Raw genomic sequence first — 15,029 nt, 5'->3', positions numbered from 1 at the left:
GACGTGACTCATATTGCCTCACTCTATTCAGTCAGAACCAGAAGCATGCCTGACGGCCTCTGTTCTATTGACGGCAAGGAAACGTAACGTATCCGGTGCCCCATCCTGCCCTGCCGGAACAAGCTCCAGCATGACCGTCACGCCATAATCCCCTGCAGAGGCGACGCGGAACCCATTATTCGTCAGGCCGCTCACCACTTCCTGGGCACCAGCCCCGTCGTTTTTATCGATCGTCAGGGCGTAACCATGGCCCGCCTCACCCGCCATGTCCCCCAGACGATAAGTGACATCGCGCACGCTTCCCGATTCGCAATCGCCACCATCGGGCAGGGTCAGAGTCAGACTGTCCCCGTTCATCGTTTCACTGGCAGCCGCCTTGTTCCAGCAGGCGCGCCTGATGTCTCTCAACAGCGAATCGACGGCGAAGTTCACCGCCGCCTGCTTTTCACCGAGCGCCTCCACCTGGCGCTGGGTCTGAAACACCGTCAGGAACAGTTGGCCGGCCCCCAGGATGATGACCAGGCCAATCACCATAGCCACCATCAGTTCGACAAGAGAAAAGCCGCGGCTATGCTTCATGGCACCACCCGACCTGGAAGCCTGACACGATACTCGAATGCAGGAGGCCCCTCGGAAGAGAATCTTTCCTCCGCCCAGGCAATATCGATGTCGAATTCGCATTCGCCATGGCCATTGACAGGGGTGTTGCTCAACCCTGGAAGAAAAGTGGACCACTGATCATGCCAACCCGCTTCGTGCCCATTGACCACACTCTCGGAAGGGCATGACAACTCTTTCTCTTCGGCCATCTCGGCCCACAGTCTCTCCTGTGCATCCTGCGCCGCCAGGCTGGCGATGGAACGCTGGTAGGCTGCATGAGCGCCTTGCAAGGCCTTGAGCTGCATACCTGCCACACCCAGCAGGCCGATGGAAAGCACCAGCAGGGCGATCAGCGCCTCGAGCAGGGAGAAGCCACGCTGTACGGACGTTGCCACTGGCATCATGCCTCCCCGACCCGTCCCATTGGGCTGATACTGATCGCGCGGCTCCTGACATCCGAGTAAGTGTTGCTCAAGAATAGCGTGCACCCCGATGCGCAGCCCCCCGTCGGCTTCCCTAGCGGCCCGAAGGTCACGGAAAAGCCCTCGGATAACGCCGTGCGTGTGTCTTCACCGCTGCGTTGGCGCAGGACGCTGCCATCCACCACGCCATACCGCCAGGGAGTGGCCTGCGTCACCGTGAACGTCACGTCTTCACGACGTTTTATCGCTTCACTCCTGGCGTAGTTGAGGCCGACAAGTACTTCATTGTATTCCGAAGACACCCGGCTCGCGGCCATCATGCGCTGGAAATCCGGGATCGCGACGGTCGCCAGTATCATGGCCACTGCGATGGTGACCAGAAGCTCGATCAGGGTGAATCCAGAGGCACGCTTCATAGGTTATTTCCAGCAGCCATCCGGGCCCCTCGTTCCATCACTCTCCAGCCAGATCGTTCCACAGCCGGATGGCACTCGCGTTCCCTCCGTCGCCTTTAGCTTGAACGCGCTCCCCGGGTCACCGTCGAAGCTGATCCTTGGGTACACCCCCTCCGGTGACGTTCTCGTCTGCAAACAAGATGCCTTGTAGGAGTAATGCCGCGTATAGCAACGCTCCATCTCTCCCGCCGCCTGCATCAGGCCCGCCTGACCGTCCGACAGTCGCGCGCGTTCCACGTAGCTCGTGTAACTGGGATAGGCGATCGCCGCCAGGATCCCGATAATCGCCACCACGATCAGCAGCTCGATCAGTGTAAAGCCGGCCTGGTGCCAGGCGCGGTCCCTGCGGCGTGTCCGATTCATGCTCCGGCGCATCTCCCTTCTGGCCTCACGACGAGTTTCAGTATGTATCAGCAGAGAGGCTCCCGACAGCCGATCATCGTAAAAAAACCGGGCATATGCCCGGTTTCTTCACTCCTGCGAAAGCCTGACACACCCGCTGAGCCAGAACAGTCCCAGGTGGCAGATGACTAATCGCTGGCAATCACCCGTTCGCGCAGTTCACGCGGCATGGAGAAGGTAATGGTCTCCTCGCGGCCGGCGAGCTCCTCGGGGGCGTCGGCGCCGAGGGCCTGCAGCCGTTCGATCACGCCCTGGACCAGCACCTCGGGGGCGCTGGCCCCGGCGGTCACGCCCACCGCGCTCACGCCCTCGAGCCAGGCCGGATCGACCTGCTCGGCGTTGTCGATCAGATAGGCCGTGGTGCCCACCCGCTCGGAGAGCTCGCGCAGGCGGTTGGAGTTGGAGCTGTTGGTGCTGCCGACGACCAGCAGCAGGTCGCAGCCGGCGGCCAGCTCGCGCACGGCGTCCTGGCGGTTCTGGGTCGCGTAGCAGATGTCGTCCTTGCGCGGCCCCTGGATCTCCGGGAACCTGGCGCGCAGGGCGTCGATCACCCTGGCGGTATCGTCCATGGAGAGCGTGGTCTGGGTGACGAACGCCAGCTGGCTCGGATCGTTTACCTCGAGATTGGCGACGTCCTGCTCGTCCTCGACCAGGTAGATGTGTCCGCCATGGGAGGTGTCGTAGCGCCCCATGGTGCCTTCCACCTCGGGATGCCCCTCGTGGCCGATCAGGATGCACTCCTGGCCGCGGCGCGCGTAGCGCAGCACCTCCATGTGCACCTTGGTCACCAGCGGGCAGGTGGCGTCGAAGACCTTGAGCCCGCGGCGCTCGGCCTCCTCCTGCACGGCGCGGGACACGCCGTGGGCGGAGAAGATCACGATGGTGTCATCGGGCACCTCGTCGAGCTCCTCGACGAACACCGCGCCCCGCTCGCGCAGGCTGTCGACCACGAAGCGGTTGTGCACCACCTCGTGGCGCACGTAGATGGGCGGATCGAAGACGTCCAGGGCCCCGTTGACGATCTCGATGGCCCGGTCGACGCCGGCGCAGAAGCCGCGCGGGTTGGCCAGCTTGATCTGCACAGAGTTAGCTTGCATGGGTTGCCTTGCCTTGATGCATTGGCATCGTTTAACGCCTGCTACATGAGGATGACGACGGTCCGACGCTTCGGCACCGCCGGCGGCCAGGATATCGAGCGCAGCAGGAAGTCAGTGTTTTCCTAGTGCGTGGTGGCCGGCTTGATCTCCAATACCTCGACCTCGAAGGTCAGGGTACGCCCCGCCAGGGGATGGTTGAAGTCCACTTCCACCCGCTCGTCGTCGACGCTCTTGATCACGCCCGGCAGCTCGCCGCCGGCCGGATCGGCGAACGACATCACCATGCCCTCCTCGGGCTCGTCGGTGGAGAAGTCCTCGCGCTTGAGCACCTGGATGTTCTGCGGGTTGTGCTGGCCGAAGGCATGCTCCGGGGAGATCTCGAAGCTGCCGGACTCGCCGGCGCTCATCCCCTTGAGCGGCTGCTCGAAGCCCGGCGGCAGGTTGCCGTCGCCCACCTGGAAGGTGGCCGGCGCCTTGTCGCGGGTGGAGTCCACCTGGGTGCCGTCCTCCAGCTTGAGGGTGAAGTGGAGGGTGACTTCCATGCCCTCGTCGATGCGCAGGCCTTGTGAATCGCTCATAGGTTCTCTCGAAACGGTCGTGTAGGTCGCGTCAGGCGCGCCGCGCCCGGCGCCGCTCGCCGATGGTCGACTCCCAGATCAGCCCGATGGCGCCCAGGGTGATGCCGATGTCCGCGACGTTGAAGGCCGGGTAGTACCAGCCGGCGGCGTGGAAGGAGAGGAAATCCACCACATAGCCGTGCACCAGGCGATCATAGAGATTGCCCAGCGCCCCGCCGATGACCAGCGCCAGCGAGGCCGCCAGCAGGGTCTCGCCCGCCTTCAGGCGCCGCATCCACAGCGTCAGGCCGATGCTCGCCGCCACCGCGATGGCGGCGAACAACCAGCGCTGCCAGCCCGGATGGTCGGCCAGGAAGCTGAAGGCCGCGCCGGTGTTGTGCAGCAGCGTCAGGTTGAAGAACGGCAGCACCTCGAGCGGTCGGGCATAGTCGAGCATCCCGGAAGCCAGGGCCTTGGTGCCCAGATCGAGGACGATCCAGGCCACGGCCAGCCACAGCCAGCGCAGCGGCTTGTGCATGGGCGCCGCCTCGGCGCCCTTGTCGGTCTCGGGCATGGTGCCCACCTCACGCATAGTGACGGGTCTCGCCGGGGCCATCCGGCAGGTTGCTCACGCAGCGGCCGCAGAGGTCGTCGTGGCCCTCGTGGGTGCCGACGTCCTCGCGATGGTGCCAGCAGCGCTCGCACTTGGCATGGCCGCTGGCGGCCACCGCGACCTTGAGGCCCTCGAGTTCGGTGGCCTCGGCGCCCTCACCCTGAGCGAGCGGCGCCAGGTGCACCTCGCTGGTCAGCATCACGAAGCGCAGCTCGTCGCCCAGCTTGTCGAGGGTCGCACGCAGGGCGTCGTCGACGTAGAGGGTGACCTCGGCGGCCAGGCTGCCCTTGATGGTCTTGGCGTTGCGCGCGTCTTCCAGGCATTTGTTGACGGCCTGCTTGATCTCCAGCACCCGCTCCCAGAACTCGCGGCCCATTTCGGCGTCGTCGCCCAGGGTCTCGAGCCCGGTGTAGTACTCCTGCAGCAGCACGCTCTTGCCGCGCTTGCCCGGGATGTGCTCGTAGATCTCCTCGGCGGTGAAGGAGAGGATCGGCGCCACCCAGCGCACCAGCGCCTGAACGACGTGATAGAGCGCGGTCTGGGCGCTGCGGCGCGCCACCGAGTCGGCCTGGGTGGTGTACTGACGGTCCTTGATCACGTCCAGGTAGAAACCGCCGAGCTCGCGGGCGCAGAAGCCGTGCACCTGCTGGTAGACGTCGAGGAAGCGGTATTCCTCGTAGGCGGTCTCGATGCGCGCCTGCAGCTGGGCGGCACGGTCGACGACCCACTGGTCCAGGGCCAGCATGTCACCGAACGCCAGGGCGTCCTTGGCCGGGTCGAAGCCATTGAGGTTGGCCAGCAGGAAGCGCGAGGTGTTGCGGATGCGCCGGTAGACGTCGGCGGTGCGCTTGAGGATCTCGTCGGAGACCGCCATCTCGCCGCCGTAGTCGGTGGAGGCGACCCACAGGCGCAGGATGTCGGCGCCCAGCTTGTCCATCACCTCCTGCGGCGCGACCACGTTGCCCATCGACTTGGACATCTTGCGGCCGTGGGCATCCACGGTGAAGCCGTGGGTCAGCAGGCCGCGATACGGCGGGTGGCCGTCGATGGCGCAGCCGGTCAGCAGCGAGGAATGGAACCAGCCGCGGTGCTGGTCGGAGCCTTCCAGGTACAGATCGGCGCGCGGGCCGTACTCGTGGCCGTGCGGGTGAGAGCCGCGCAGCACGTGGCGGTGCGTGGTGCCGGAGTCGAACCACACGTCCAGGGTGTCGGTGACCTTCTCGTAGTCGCCGGCCTCGTCGCCCAGCAGCTCGGCGGGCTCCAGGCGGAACCAGGCGTCGATGCCCTCGGCCTCGACGCGCTGGGCGACGAGCTCCATCAGCACCACGGTGCGCGGGTGCAGCTCGCCGGTCTGCTTGTGCAGGAAGAACGGAATCGGCACACCCCAGTTGCGCTGGCGCGAGATGCACCAGTCGGGGCGGTTGGCGATCATCGAGTGCAGGCGCGCCTTGCCCCAGGCCGGGGTGAAGGTGGTGGCCTCGATGCCTTCCAGCGCCTTCTCGCGCAGGGTACGGCCGTCGCGGCCGATCAGGTCCATGCCGACGAACCACTGGGCGGTGGCGCGGTAGATCACCGGCGTCTTGTGGCGCCAGCAGTGCATGTAGCTGTGGCTGATGGTCTTGTGGGCCATCAGCGCGCCGAGCTCGCGCAGCTTGTCGACGATGTGCGGGTTGGCCTTCCAGATCAGCTGACCGCCGAAGTACGGCAGGTCGTCGACGTAGACGCCGTCGCCCTTGACCACGCTGATGAAGTCGCTGAAGTCCATGCCGTAGCGGCGGCAGGAGTCGAAGTCGTCGACGCCGTGGACCGGGGCGGAGTGCACGATGCCGGTGCTGCCCTCGTCGATGGTGACGTAGTCGGCCAGGTAGATCGGCGCGCGACGCTCATAGATCGGGTGGGCGAACTCGATCAGCTCCAGGCGCTCGCCGGTGGCGGTGGCGATGATCTCGCCGTCCAGGCCGAAGCGCTCGAGGCAGGATTCCACCAGCTCCTCGGCCAGCAGCAGCAGGCGCTCGCCGGTGTCGACCAGCGCATAGGTGAACTCCGGGTGGACGTTCAGCGCCTGGTTGGCCGGGATGGTCCAGGGGGTGGTGGTCCAGATCACCACGGCGGCCGGCTTCGGCAGCGACTCGAGGCCGAAGGCCGCGGCCAGCTTGTCGTCCTCGGCGCAGGCGAAGGCCGCGTCGATGGCGTCGGACTTCTTGTCGGCGTACTCCACTTCGGCCTCGGCCAGCGCCGAGCCGCAGTCGAAGCACCAGTTGACCGGCTTCAGGCCCTTGAACACGAAGCCACCCTCGACCATGTCGGCCAGGGCGCGGATCTCGCCGGCCTCGTTGGCATAGTCCATGGAACGATAGGGGTTGTCCCAGTCGCCGATCACGCCCAGGCGCACGAAGTCGGACAGCTGGCCCTGGATCTGCTCGGCGGCGTACTCGCGGCACAGCCCGCGGGCCTGCTCGGCCTCCAGGTGCTTGCCGTGGGTGGTCTCCACCTTGTGCTCGATCGGCAGGCCGTGGCAGTCCCAGCCCGGCACGTAGGGCGCATCGAAGCCGGCCAGGTTCTTCGACTTGACGATGATGTCCTTGAGGATCTTGTTGACGGCGTGACCGATGTGGATGCTGCCGTTGGCGTAGGGAGGGCCATCGTGGAGCACGAAGATCTCGCGGCCGCGACGCGCCTCGCGCAGGCGCCGGTAGAGGTCCATCTCCTTCCACTGCTCCACCCGCGCGGGCTCGCGCTTGGGCAGCATGCCGCGCATCGGGAAGTCGGTTTCTGGCAGGTTCAGAGTGTGCTTGTAGTCGCTCATATCCTGGGGGTCAGCCGTCGTCGTGGTCGGCGGGCTGGCCCGCCGAGGAATCGGAAGTCACGGCCTCGCGCGCCAACGGCGCCGATGCCAGAGGAAGAGAATCGTCCGCCGAGGCGAAGAAGCGCCGGGCGCGCGCCTGGTCGAGGCCGATCTGGGTCTTGAGGGCGTCCAGGCCGTCGAATTTCACCTCGCCGCGCAGCCTGGCGCAGGGCACCACGCTCAGGGTCTGGCCGTAGAGATCGCCGTCGAAGTCGAACAGGTGCACCTCGAGCACCGGCCGCTGGCTGCCCACGGTGGGCCGCCAGCCGACGTTGGCCACGCCCTCGGCGCGGCGGCCGTCGGGCAGCTCGGCGATGACCGCATAGACGCCCTGCAGCGGCAGGGCACGGGCCGACTGCGGCAGGTTGGCGGTGGGCACGCCGATGGTACGACCCAGCTGGCGGTCGCGCATCACCCGGCCGCCGAGCCGGTAGGGCCGCCCCAGCAGGCGCGCGGCCTGGGCGAAGTTGCCGCAGGCCAGCAGGGTGCGCACCCGGGTGCTGGAGACGCGCTCGCCGTCGAGCAGGAAGCTGCGGGTATTCTCCACGCCGAAGCCGCGCTCCGCGCCCGCCGCCTCGAGCAGTGCGAAGTCGCCGAGGCGGTCGCAGCCGAAGCGGAAGTCGTCGCCCACCACCAGATGGCGTACGCCGAGGCCCTCGACCAGCACCCGCTCGATGAAGGCCCGGGCGGTCAGAGAGCGCAGCGTCTCGTTGAACGGCAGGCACAGCACCCGGTCGGCGCCGTGCTCGGCCAGCAGCTCGACCTTGTCACGCAGGCGGGTCAGGCGCGTCGGCGCCTGGTCGCCGGCGAAGAACTCGCGGGGCTGGGGCTCGAAGACCACCACCGTGACCGGCAGCCCCAGCGCCCGCGCCCGTTCGCGCAGCTGATCGAGGATCGCCTGGTGGCCGCGATGCACGCCATCGAAGTTGCCGATGGTCGCCACGCAGCCCCGGTGTTCGTCGCGCAGATTGTGCAGTCCTCGAATCACTTGCATGGGCGTCATCGCGCTGGAGGTGAAAGGGAATCGATTATAACGGACCAAGGGCCCCTTGACAGCCGGGCCGGCTTGGCCATCAGCCGTTGATCCGGAAATGCCGCGGCCGCACGCCCAGCGCCGCCAGCCAGGCGAAGTAGGCCGACGCCCCCAGGATCACCAGCGCGGCCAGCCAGCCGACCCGATGCCACAGCGACCAGTCGAGCCAGGCGTGCCAGTCCGGCATCAGCCAGGCCAGGCCCAGCCCCATCACCGCGCAGCCGCCGAGCAGCTGCACCGCGTAGCGGCCCCAGCCCGGCTGGAAGCGCAGCACGCCCTCGCGGCGCAGCAGGAAGCCCAGCAGGCCGGCATTGAGGAAGGCCGACAGCGCCGTGGCCAGCGCCAGGCCGGCGTGGGCCAGCGGCCAGATCAGGATCAGGTTGAACACCATGTTGGCGACCATCGCCACGATGCCCACCTTGACCGGCGTCTTGGTGTCCTGGCGGGCGAAGAAGCCCGGGGCCAGCACCTTGATCAGCATGAACGCCACCAGGCCCAGCGCATAGGCGCGCAGGCTCATCGCCGCCATGGCGATGTCGTGGTCGGTCATGGCGCCGTAGTGGAACAGCGTGATCAGCAGCGGCTCGGCCAGCACCGCCAGGGCCAGCGCCGCCGGCATGCCCAGCAGCAGCACGGCGCGGATCGCCCAGTCGAGCATCCGGGAGAAATGCTCGCCGGACTGCTCGGCGTGGCGCTTGGACAGCGCCGGCAGGATCACCGTGCCGATGGCGATGCCGAACACCCCCAGCGGCAGCTCCACCAGGCGGTCCGAGTAGTACAGCCAGGACACGCTGCCCGCGGCCAGCAGCGAGGCCAGCACGGTGTCCAGCAGCAGGTTGATCTGGGACACCGAGACCCCGAACAGCGCCGGCGCCATCAGCTTGAGGATGCGCCGCACGCCCTCGTGGGCGAAGCGCGGCCAGGGTTTCGGCATCAGGCCCAGCCGCGCCAGGAAGGGCACCTGGAACAGCAGCTGGGCGGCGCCGGCGATCAGCACGCCCCAGGCCAGCGCCAGCGACGGCTCGCTCATCAGCGGCGTCAGCACGAGCGCCGCGCCGATCAGCGACAGGTTGAGCAGCACCGGCGTGAAGGCCGGCACCGCGAAGCGGTTCCAGGTGTTGAGCACGCTGCCGGCGAAGGCGGTCAGCGAGATCAGCAGCAGGTAGGGAAAGGTCAGCCGCAGCATGTCGGCGGTCAGCGCCAGCTTCTCCGGGTCCCGGGCGAAGCCGGGGGCGAACAGCCACACCAGCCAGGGCGCAGCCAGCATCGCCAGCGCCGTGATCAGCAGCAGCACCGCCGCCAGGCTGCCGGCCACCGCATCGAGCAGCTCGCGCACCTCCGCGCGGGTGCGCTGGGTAGCGTACTCCGAGAGCACCGGCACGAAGGCCTGGTTGAAGGCGCCTTCGGCGAACAGCCGGCGCAGGAAGTTGGGCACCTTGAAGGCCACGAAGAAGGCATCCGCGCCCTGCCCCGCGCCGAACAGCGCGGCGATCACCACGTCGCGGGCCAGCCCCAGCACCCGCGAGAGCATGGTCATGGCGCTGACCACCATGCCCGAACGCAGCAGGCCGCCGCTCTTGGGGGCAGGAACGGAGTCGGAAGCGGGCTGAGGAGGAGTATCGGTCACGGGGCGCTCCCTTGCCGGTGAGGTCCGGGCGAAAATCGTCAGGCACAAAAAAACCGGCCGAAGCCGGTTTTTCGATGGCGTGCCCGCACGCGGCGGGCACCCAGAGGCGTCCGGCGAGCTTACGCGGCCAGGGCCTTGATGCGCTTGTTCAGACGGCTCTTGAGGCGAGCGGCCTTCTTCTTGGACAGCACGTCCTTGTCGGCGATGCGGTCGATGACCGGCTGGGCCGCCTTGAAGGCGTCCATGGCCTGGGCGTGGTCGCCGCCGTTGATGGCCTTGATCACGTTCTTGACGTAGGTGCGAACCATGCTGCGCTGGCTCGCCTTCAGAACACGACGGCCTTCTGCCTGACGGGCGCGCTTGCGGGCTTGCTTGCTGTTAGCCACTGACTGTCTCCTTGGAGAAAGTTGTCACCGCCTGCGAGGGCGGCTTTGATAACGTTTTGATCCAACAGGGAAAAACAAAAATCCCCGTCGGCCTGGCCATCTGGCCGACCGCGCGACGTGGCGCAGTCGATTACGGGCCGTGTCTGAGAGGATGGCGCATACTATCACGCAGTGACACCGCTTGCCAGCCTGTCAAGGCCGAACGCCCCGCCACGCCTGACCAAGAGGCTGACGATTTACGTCATGAGCGAAGAGAGACTGGCCGTCGCCGGAACACAGTCACCGCAGTTTACGAGACAAGTAAATGAGGATGACGCGTACCGCCGGCGGCCAGGATATCGAGCGCAATAGAAAATCGGCGCCTCTTAGAGCACCACCAGATTGTCGCGGTGGATAAGCTCCGGCGCTTCCATGTAGCCGAGAATCGCCTCGATGCGATGGCTCGGCTGGCCGAGCAGGCGCTGCGCCTCGTCGATGCCGTAGTTGACCAGCCCCTTGGCCACCCGTCGCCCCTCTTCGTCGACGCACAGCACCATCTCGCCGCGCACGAAGCGCCCGGAGATCGCCTTGACGCCCACCGGCAGCAGGCTGGAGCCGCTGTCGCGCAGCACCTTCACCGCCCCGGCATCCAGAGTCAGGGTGCCGCGCACCTGGAGCTGACCGGCCAGCCAGCGCTTGCGCGCGGCGATCGGCGCCTGATCCGGCGTCAGCAGGGTGCCGAGCCGCTCGCCGTCGACCAGCCGGGTCAGCACCGCGGGCTGGCGACCGCTGGCGATCACGGTCAGCGCACCGGAGCGCGCCGCCAGCCGGGCGGCACGCACCTTGGTGGTCATGCCGCCACGCCCCAGGGCACCGCCGTCACCGGCCACCGCGGCCAGTCGCGGGTCGTCGGCGCGACCCTCGGCGATCAGGCTGGCGTTCGGATCGTGGCGCGGATCGGAATCGAACAGCCCCTCCTGGTCGGTGAGGATGACCAGCGCATCGGCCTCGATCAGGTTGGCCACCAGGGCACCGAGGGTGTCGTTGTCGCCAAAACGGATCTCGTCGGTGACCACGGTGTCGTTCTCGTTGACCACCGGCACCACGCCGAGCTCGACCAGGGTGCGCAGCGCCGAGCGGGCGTTGAGGTAGCGCTTGCGGTTGGAGAGGTCGTCGTGGGTCAGCAGCACCTGGGCGGTGGTCAGCTGGTGGCGCCCGAAGTGGCCCTCGTAGCACTCGGTGAGGCCGTTCTGGCCCACGGCGGCAGCAGCCTGGAGGGCATGCACCTCCGACGGTCGCGTCTGCCAGCCCAGCCGCACCATGCCGGCGGCCACGGCGCCGGAGGACACCAGCACCACCTCGATGCCGCGCCGATGCAAGGCGGCGATCTGATCGACCCAGCCGCCGATGGCGGCCTCGTCGAGGGCGCGGCCGTCATTGGTCAGCAGGGCACTGCCGATCTTCACCACCACCCGCCGCATGCCCTGCAGGGCTTCGCGTCCGGGGACCTCTTCACCTTTCGCCATCTTCGCCGTCCTTGATACGACTCGCGTTCATCGGGCTCGCGCCCGCCACAGGGGCCGGCGCGCTGGCGCCGACCGCGGCACCTCCAGCCTACTACGCCCGCCCTCAGGGGGCGTATTCGATCTCGACGTCGTAGTCGTCGTCATCGAAGTCGTCATCATCGTCCTCGTCATCGCGACGACGCTTGCGACCCAGCCGCGCCTCGGTGCGGGCCACGGCCTCCTCTTCCATCCGGCGGCGCATCTCGCGCTCGTGCTCGGCGACCTCTTCGTCCTCGTTCTCGAGGCGACGCCGCTCGTTGAGCCAGCGGTAGGCGGCCTGCACCAGCGCATCGGTGCCTTCGCCGCTGATCGCCGAGACACGGAACACCGGACCGTCCCAGTCGAGGCGCCTGACGATCTCGTCGGCCAGCGCCTCGCGCTCGTCCTCGGGCAGCAGGTCGAGCTTGTTGAGCACCAGCCAGCGCGGCAGCTCGGCCAGCGTCGGCGAGAACTCGCCCAGCTCGCGGACGATCGCCTCGGCGGCCTCCACCGGATCGGACTCGTCGAAGGGCGCCACGTCGACCACGTGGAACAGCAGCCGCGAGCGGGTCAGGTGCTTGAGGAAGCGCAGCCCCAGGCCGGCGCCGTCGGAGGCGCCCTCGATCAGCCCCGGAATGTCGGCCATCACGAAGTGCTCGTGCTGACCGAGCTTCACCACGCCGAGGTTCGGCACCAGGGTAGTGAAGGGGTAGTTGGCGACCTTGGGCTTGGCCGCCGAGACCGAGCGGATCAGCGTCGACTTGCCGGCGTTGGGCAAGCCCAGCAGGCCGACGTCGGCCATCACCTTCATCTCCAGGCGCAGGTTGCGCCGCTCGCCCTCGGTGCCCGGCGTGGTCCGCCGCGGCGCCCGGTTGGTAGACGACTTGAAGTGGATGTTGCCGAGCCCGCGGCGGCCGCCCTGGCCCACCAGCACGACCTGGCCGACCTCGGTGACGTCGGCGATCACCTCGAGGGTGTCCTCGTCGATCACCGTGGTGCCCACCGGGACCTTGATATGCAGGTCCTCGCCGGCGCGGCCGCTCATCTGCCGACCCTGGCCGGGCTGGCCGTTCTGGGCCTTGTAGAAGCGCTGGTACTTGAAGTCGATAAGGGTGTTGAGGGCGTCGTCACCGATCAGGTAGACGCTGCCACCATGGCCGCCGTCGCCACCATCGGGGCCACCCTTGGGCACGTACTTCTCGCGGCGGAAACTCAGGCAGCCATTGCCGCCCTTGCCGGCTTCCACGATGATCGAGGCTTCGTCGACGAACTGCATCTGTCATTCTCCCGGCGGTGCATACCGCCATGATACAAGAAGGCCCCGCCATGGCGGGGCCTTCTCGCTACAGGTCCGGGCGGTCTCAGGCGGAGACGACGCTCACGAACTTGCGATTCTTCGGACCCTTGGTCTCGAACTTGACCACGCCTTCATCCAGGGCGAACAGGGTGTGGTCCTTGCCGATGCCAACGCCGGCGCCGGCGTGGAACTTGGTGCCGCGCTGACGGACGATGATGTTGCCCGGAGCCACGGACTGGCCGCCGAACAGCTTCACGCCAAGGCGCTTGGATTCGGAATCGCGACCGTTACGGGTAGAGCCCGCTGCCTTCTTATGAGCCATTGCAAATACCTCGCTCGTTCAGGGGAGTGACCGCTTACGCGGAGATCCCGGTGATCTTGACTTCGGTGAACCACTGACGGTGGCCCTGACGCTTCATGCTGTGCTTGCGGCGACGGAACTTGATGATGTTCACCTTCTCGCCACGGCCGTGAGCGACGACCTCGGCGGACACCTTGGCACCATCGACGGTTGGCGCGCCGACCTTGACGTCGTCGTCACCACCCACCAGCAGGACTTCATCGAACTCGATGGTGTCGCCGGTCGGCACTTCCAGCTTCTCGAGCTTGAGAGTCTGGCCTTCCTGAACGCGGTACTGCTTGCCACCGCTCTTGATCACTGCGTACATGCTTGTCTCTCCGGTACTCATCGGGGGTTGGCTCTTCATCGACCTGCTTCGAGTGGCGCCCCTTCCGGCAACCATCTGACAGGGAGCGAGATGAGTGGGTCGCGGATTATAACCGCACGCGCGCAGGACGACAACCCGGCCGACACCCTGAACGCCACGCCCGGCGCGGCCCGGGCGCCAGCGCGGGCGCGCGCCTTGACGCCCCAAGGGGGGCCCCATAGCATGACCCTCACTCCCAGGCCGGCGCCAGGGGCATCGCGCACGGATGCCGCCCGCCGCCCCCACCACTTCGTCGATGCCGCCTTCATGTCAGCCAACCCTTCGTCGCCACAGCTCGAGAACGCCGTCCCCGCCTCGCCCATCCATGCCGTCGTCGCCGAGGACTTCGCCGCCGTCAACCGCACCATCCTCGAACAGCTCGCCTCCAAGGTGCCGCTGGTGGAGACCATCGGGCAGTACATCATCGACAGCGGCGGCAAGCGCCTGCGCCCGCTGCTGGTGCTGCTGGCCGCCCGCTCGCTGGGCGTCGAGGGCGACCGCCACATCACCCTGGCCACGCTGATCGAGTTCATGCACACCTCGACCCTGCTGCACGACGACGTGGTAGACGAATCCCACATGCGCCGCGGCAAGGCCACCGCCAACGATGCCTGGGGCAACGCGCCTTCGGTGCTGGTCGGCGACTTCCTCTATTCACGCTCGTTCCAGATGATGGTCGACGTGGGCTCGATGCGGATCATGGAAGTGCTCTCCGCCGCCACCTGCACCATCGCCGAGGGCGAGGTCCAGCAGCTGACCAACGTCGGCAACCCCGACGTGGACGAGGCCGCCTACTTCGAGACCATTCAGGGCAAGACCGCCATGCTGTTCGAGGCGGCCTCCCACAGCGGCGCCCTGCTCGCCGGTGCCACGCCCGAGCAGGAAGACGCGCTGCGCCTGTACGGCCGCTACCTGGGCCTGGCCTTCCAGCTGGTCGACGACCTGCTCGACTACCAGGGCGACGCCGAGGCGATGGGCAAGAACGTCGGCGACGACCTGGCCGAGGGCAAGCCGACCCTGCCGCTGATCCAGGCCATGGCCGCCGGCACCGCCGAGCAGGCCAAGGTGGTCCGTCAGGCCATCCGCCAGGGCGGCCTCGAGCGCCTCGACGAGGTGCTGGCCATCGTCGGCGAGACCGGCGCGCTGGAATACACCCGCGCCAAGGCCGAGGAGATGTCCGCCAAGGCCCTGGCCCAGCTGGATGCCCTGCCCGACTCCCCCTACCGCGACAGCATGGCCGAACTGGCTCGCCTGGCGGTGGAGCGCCGCAACTGAGCCCGAGGCCGGAGATCGGCGAAGACGGAGAAGTAAAAGAAGGGCTTGCATTCCGTCTTCGTCTACGTATAATACCCATCCGTCGCCGAGAGACACGGCAGACATCGGAGTATAGCTCAGCTTGGTAGAGCGCTGCCTTCGGGAGGCAGAGGTCGTAGGTTCGAATCCTGCTACTCCGACCACAGAATTC

At 67.2% G+C, this 15,029-nt stretch carries 16 protein-coding genes and 1 tRNA gene; 2 read left to right on the top strand and 15 right to left on the bottom strand.

The annotated features are described in order from the left end of the window. Window positions 1–27 precede the first annotated feature (27 nt). From UN84_RS04210 to rplU, 15 genes are all read right to left on the bottom strand, one after another. A complete protein-coding gene (locus tag UN84_RS04210; RefSeq protein ID WP_082090789.1) occupies window positions 28–579 on the bottom strand; it encodes a PilW family protein in 552 nt (183 codons plus the stop codon). Next, the gene (pilV, locus tag UN84_RS17380; RefSeq protein ID WP_237022358.1) at window positions 576–995 is read right to left on the bottom strand and encodes a type IV pilus modification protein PilV; all 420 of its coding nucleotides are present in this window, start codon (window positions 993–995) and stop codon (window positions 576–578) included. Before pilV ends, UN84_RS04210 begins: the two co-directional genes overlap by 4 nt. A gap of 5 nt (window positions 996–1,000) precedes the next feature. Further along, window positions 1,001–1,438: a GspH/FimT family pseudopilin gene (locus tag UN84_RS04200; protein ID WP_052052323.1), complete on the bottom strand. Its 438-nt coding sequence runs from the start codon at window positions 1,436–1,438 to the stop codon at window positions 1,001–1,003. Window positions 1,439–1,441: 3 nt separating this feature from the next. Beyond that, a complete protein-coding gene (locus UN84_RS17460; RefSeq protein WP_046077759.1) occupies window positions 1,442–1,840 on the bottom strand; it encodes a type IV pilin protein in 399 nt (132 codons plus the stop codon). 167 nt (window positions 1,841–2,007) lie between these two features. Beyond that, window positions 2,008–2,976 carry a 4-hydroxy-3-methylbut-2-enyl diphosphate reductase gene (gene ispH / locus UN84_RS04190; RefSeq protein ID WP_046077760.1) on the bottom strand — a complete coding sequence of 323 codons (969 nt, stop codon included), beginning with the start codon at window positions 2,974–2,976 and terminating at the stop codon, window positions 2,008–2,010. A gap of 122 nt (window positions 2,977–3,098) precedes the next feature. Continuing rightward, window positions 3,099–3,554 (bottom strand): FKBP-type peptidyl-prolyl cis-trans isomerase, encoded by a 456-nt coding sequence (gene fkpB / locus UN84_RS04185; RefSeq protein ID WP_035592834.1) that lies wholly within the window; start codon window positions 3,552–3,554, stop codon window positions 3,099–3,101. 31 nt (window positions 3,555–3,585) lie between these two features. Beyond that, window positions 3,586–4,107: a signal peptidase II gene (gene lspA, locus UN84_RS04180; protein ID WP_046077816.1), complete on the bottom strand. Its 522-nt coding sequence runs from the start codon at window positions 4,105–4,107 to the stop codon at window positions 3,586–3,588. A gap of 10 nt (window positions 4,108–4,117) precedes the next feature. Beyond that, window positions 4,118–6,952, bottom strand: coding sequence for an isoleucine--tRNA ligase (ileS, locus tag UN84_RS04175; protein ID WP_046077761.1), 2,835 nt, complete (start codon window positions 6,950–6,952; stop codon window positions 4,118–4,120). Window positions 6,953–6,962: 10 nt separating this feature from the next. Next, the gene (ribF, locus tag UN84_RS04170) at window positions 6,963–7,985 is read right to left on the bottom strand and encodes a bifunctional riboflavin kinase/FAD synthetase (RefSeq protein WP_046077762.1); all 1,023 of its coding nucleotides are present in this window, start codon (window positions 7,983–7,985) and stop codon (window positions 6,963–6,965) included. 79 nt (window positions 7,986–8,064) lie between these two features. Beyond that, window positions 8,065–9,651 (bottom strand): murein biosynthesis integral membrane protein MurJ, encoded by a 1,587-nt coding sequence (gene murJ / locus UN84_RS04165; RefSeq protein WP_046077763.1) that lies wholly within the window; start codon window positions 9,649–9,651, stop codon window positions 8,065–8,067. Window positions 9,652–9,770: 119 nt separating this feature from the next. Beyond that, entirely contained in the window at window positions 9,771–10,037 is a 267-nt protein-coding gene (gene rpsT / locus UN84_RS04160) for a 30S ribosomal protein S20 (protein WP_035592830.1), read from the bottom strand. A gap of 365 nt (window positions 10,038–10,402) precedes the next feature. After that, the gene (gene proB, locus UN84_RS04155; RefSeq protein ID WP_046077764.1) at window positions 10,403–11,542 is read right to left on the bottom strand and encodes a glutamate 5-kinase; all 1,140 of its coding nucleotides are present in this window, start codon (window positions 11,540–11,542) and stop codon (window positions 10,403–10,405) included. Between the two features lie 103 nt (window positions 11,543–11,645). Continuing rightward, window positions 11,646–12,836, bottom strand: a complete 1,191-nt coding sequence (gene cgtA / locus UN84_RS04150) for an Obg family GTPase CgtA (protein ID WP_046077765.1) — start codon at window positions 12,834–12,836, stop codon at window positions 11,646–11,648. A gap of 85 nt (window positions 12,837–12,921) precedes the next feature. After that, a complete protein-coding gene (gene rpmA / locus UN84_RS04145; RefSeq protein WP_035592825.1) occupies window positions 12,922–13,179 on the bottom strand; it encodes a 50S ribosomal protein L27 in 258 nt (85 codons plus the stop codon). A gap of 34 nt (window positions 13,180–13,213) precedes the next feature. Next, window positions 13,214–13,525 (bottom strand): 50S ribosomal protein L21, encoded by a 312-nt coding sequence (gene rplU / locus UN84_RS04140; RefSeq protein WP_046077766.1) that lies wholly within the window; start codon window positions 13,523–13,525, stop codon window positions 13,214–13,216. A 306-nt stretch (window positions 13,526–13,831) separates the two neighbouring features. Between rplU and ispB the strand changes: the two genes are divergently transcribed. Both ispB and UN84_RS04130 read left to right on the top strand, forming a co-directional pair. Beyond that, on the top strand, window positions 13,832–14,839 hold the full coding sequence (gene ispB / locus UN84_RS04135; RefSeq protein ID WP_035592822.1) for an octaprenyl diphosphate synthase: 1,008 nt from the start codon (window positions 13,832–13,834) through the stop codon (window positions 14,837–14,839). 105 nt (window positions 14,840–14,944) lie between these two features. After that, window positions 14,945–15,021, top strand: a tRNA-Pro gene (locus tag UN84_RS04130). The last annotated feature ends 8 nt before the right edge of the window (window positions 15,022–15,029 follow it).

The sequence above is a fragment of the Halomonas sp. HG01 genome (assembly GCF_000968715.2).
GTDB lineage: Bacteria > Pseudomonadota > Gammaproteobacteria > Pseudomonadales > Halomonadaceae > Halomonas > Halomonas halophila.
Note: the sequence above shows the minus strand (reverse complement) of the source record. Positions and strands in the feature narration are given on the sequence as shown.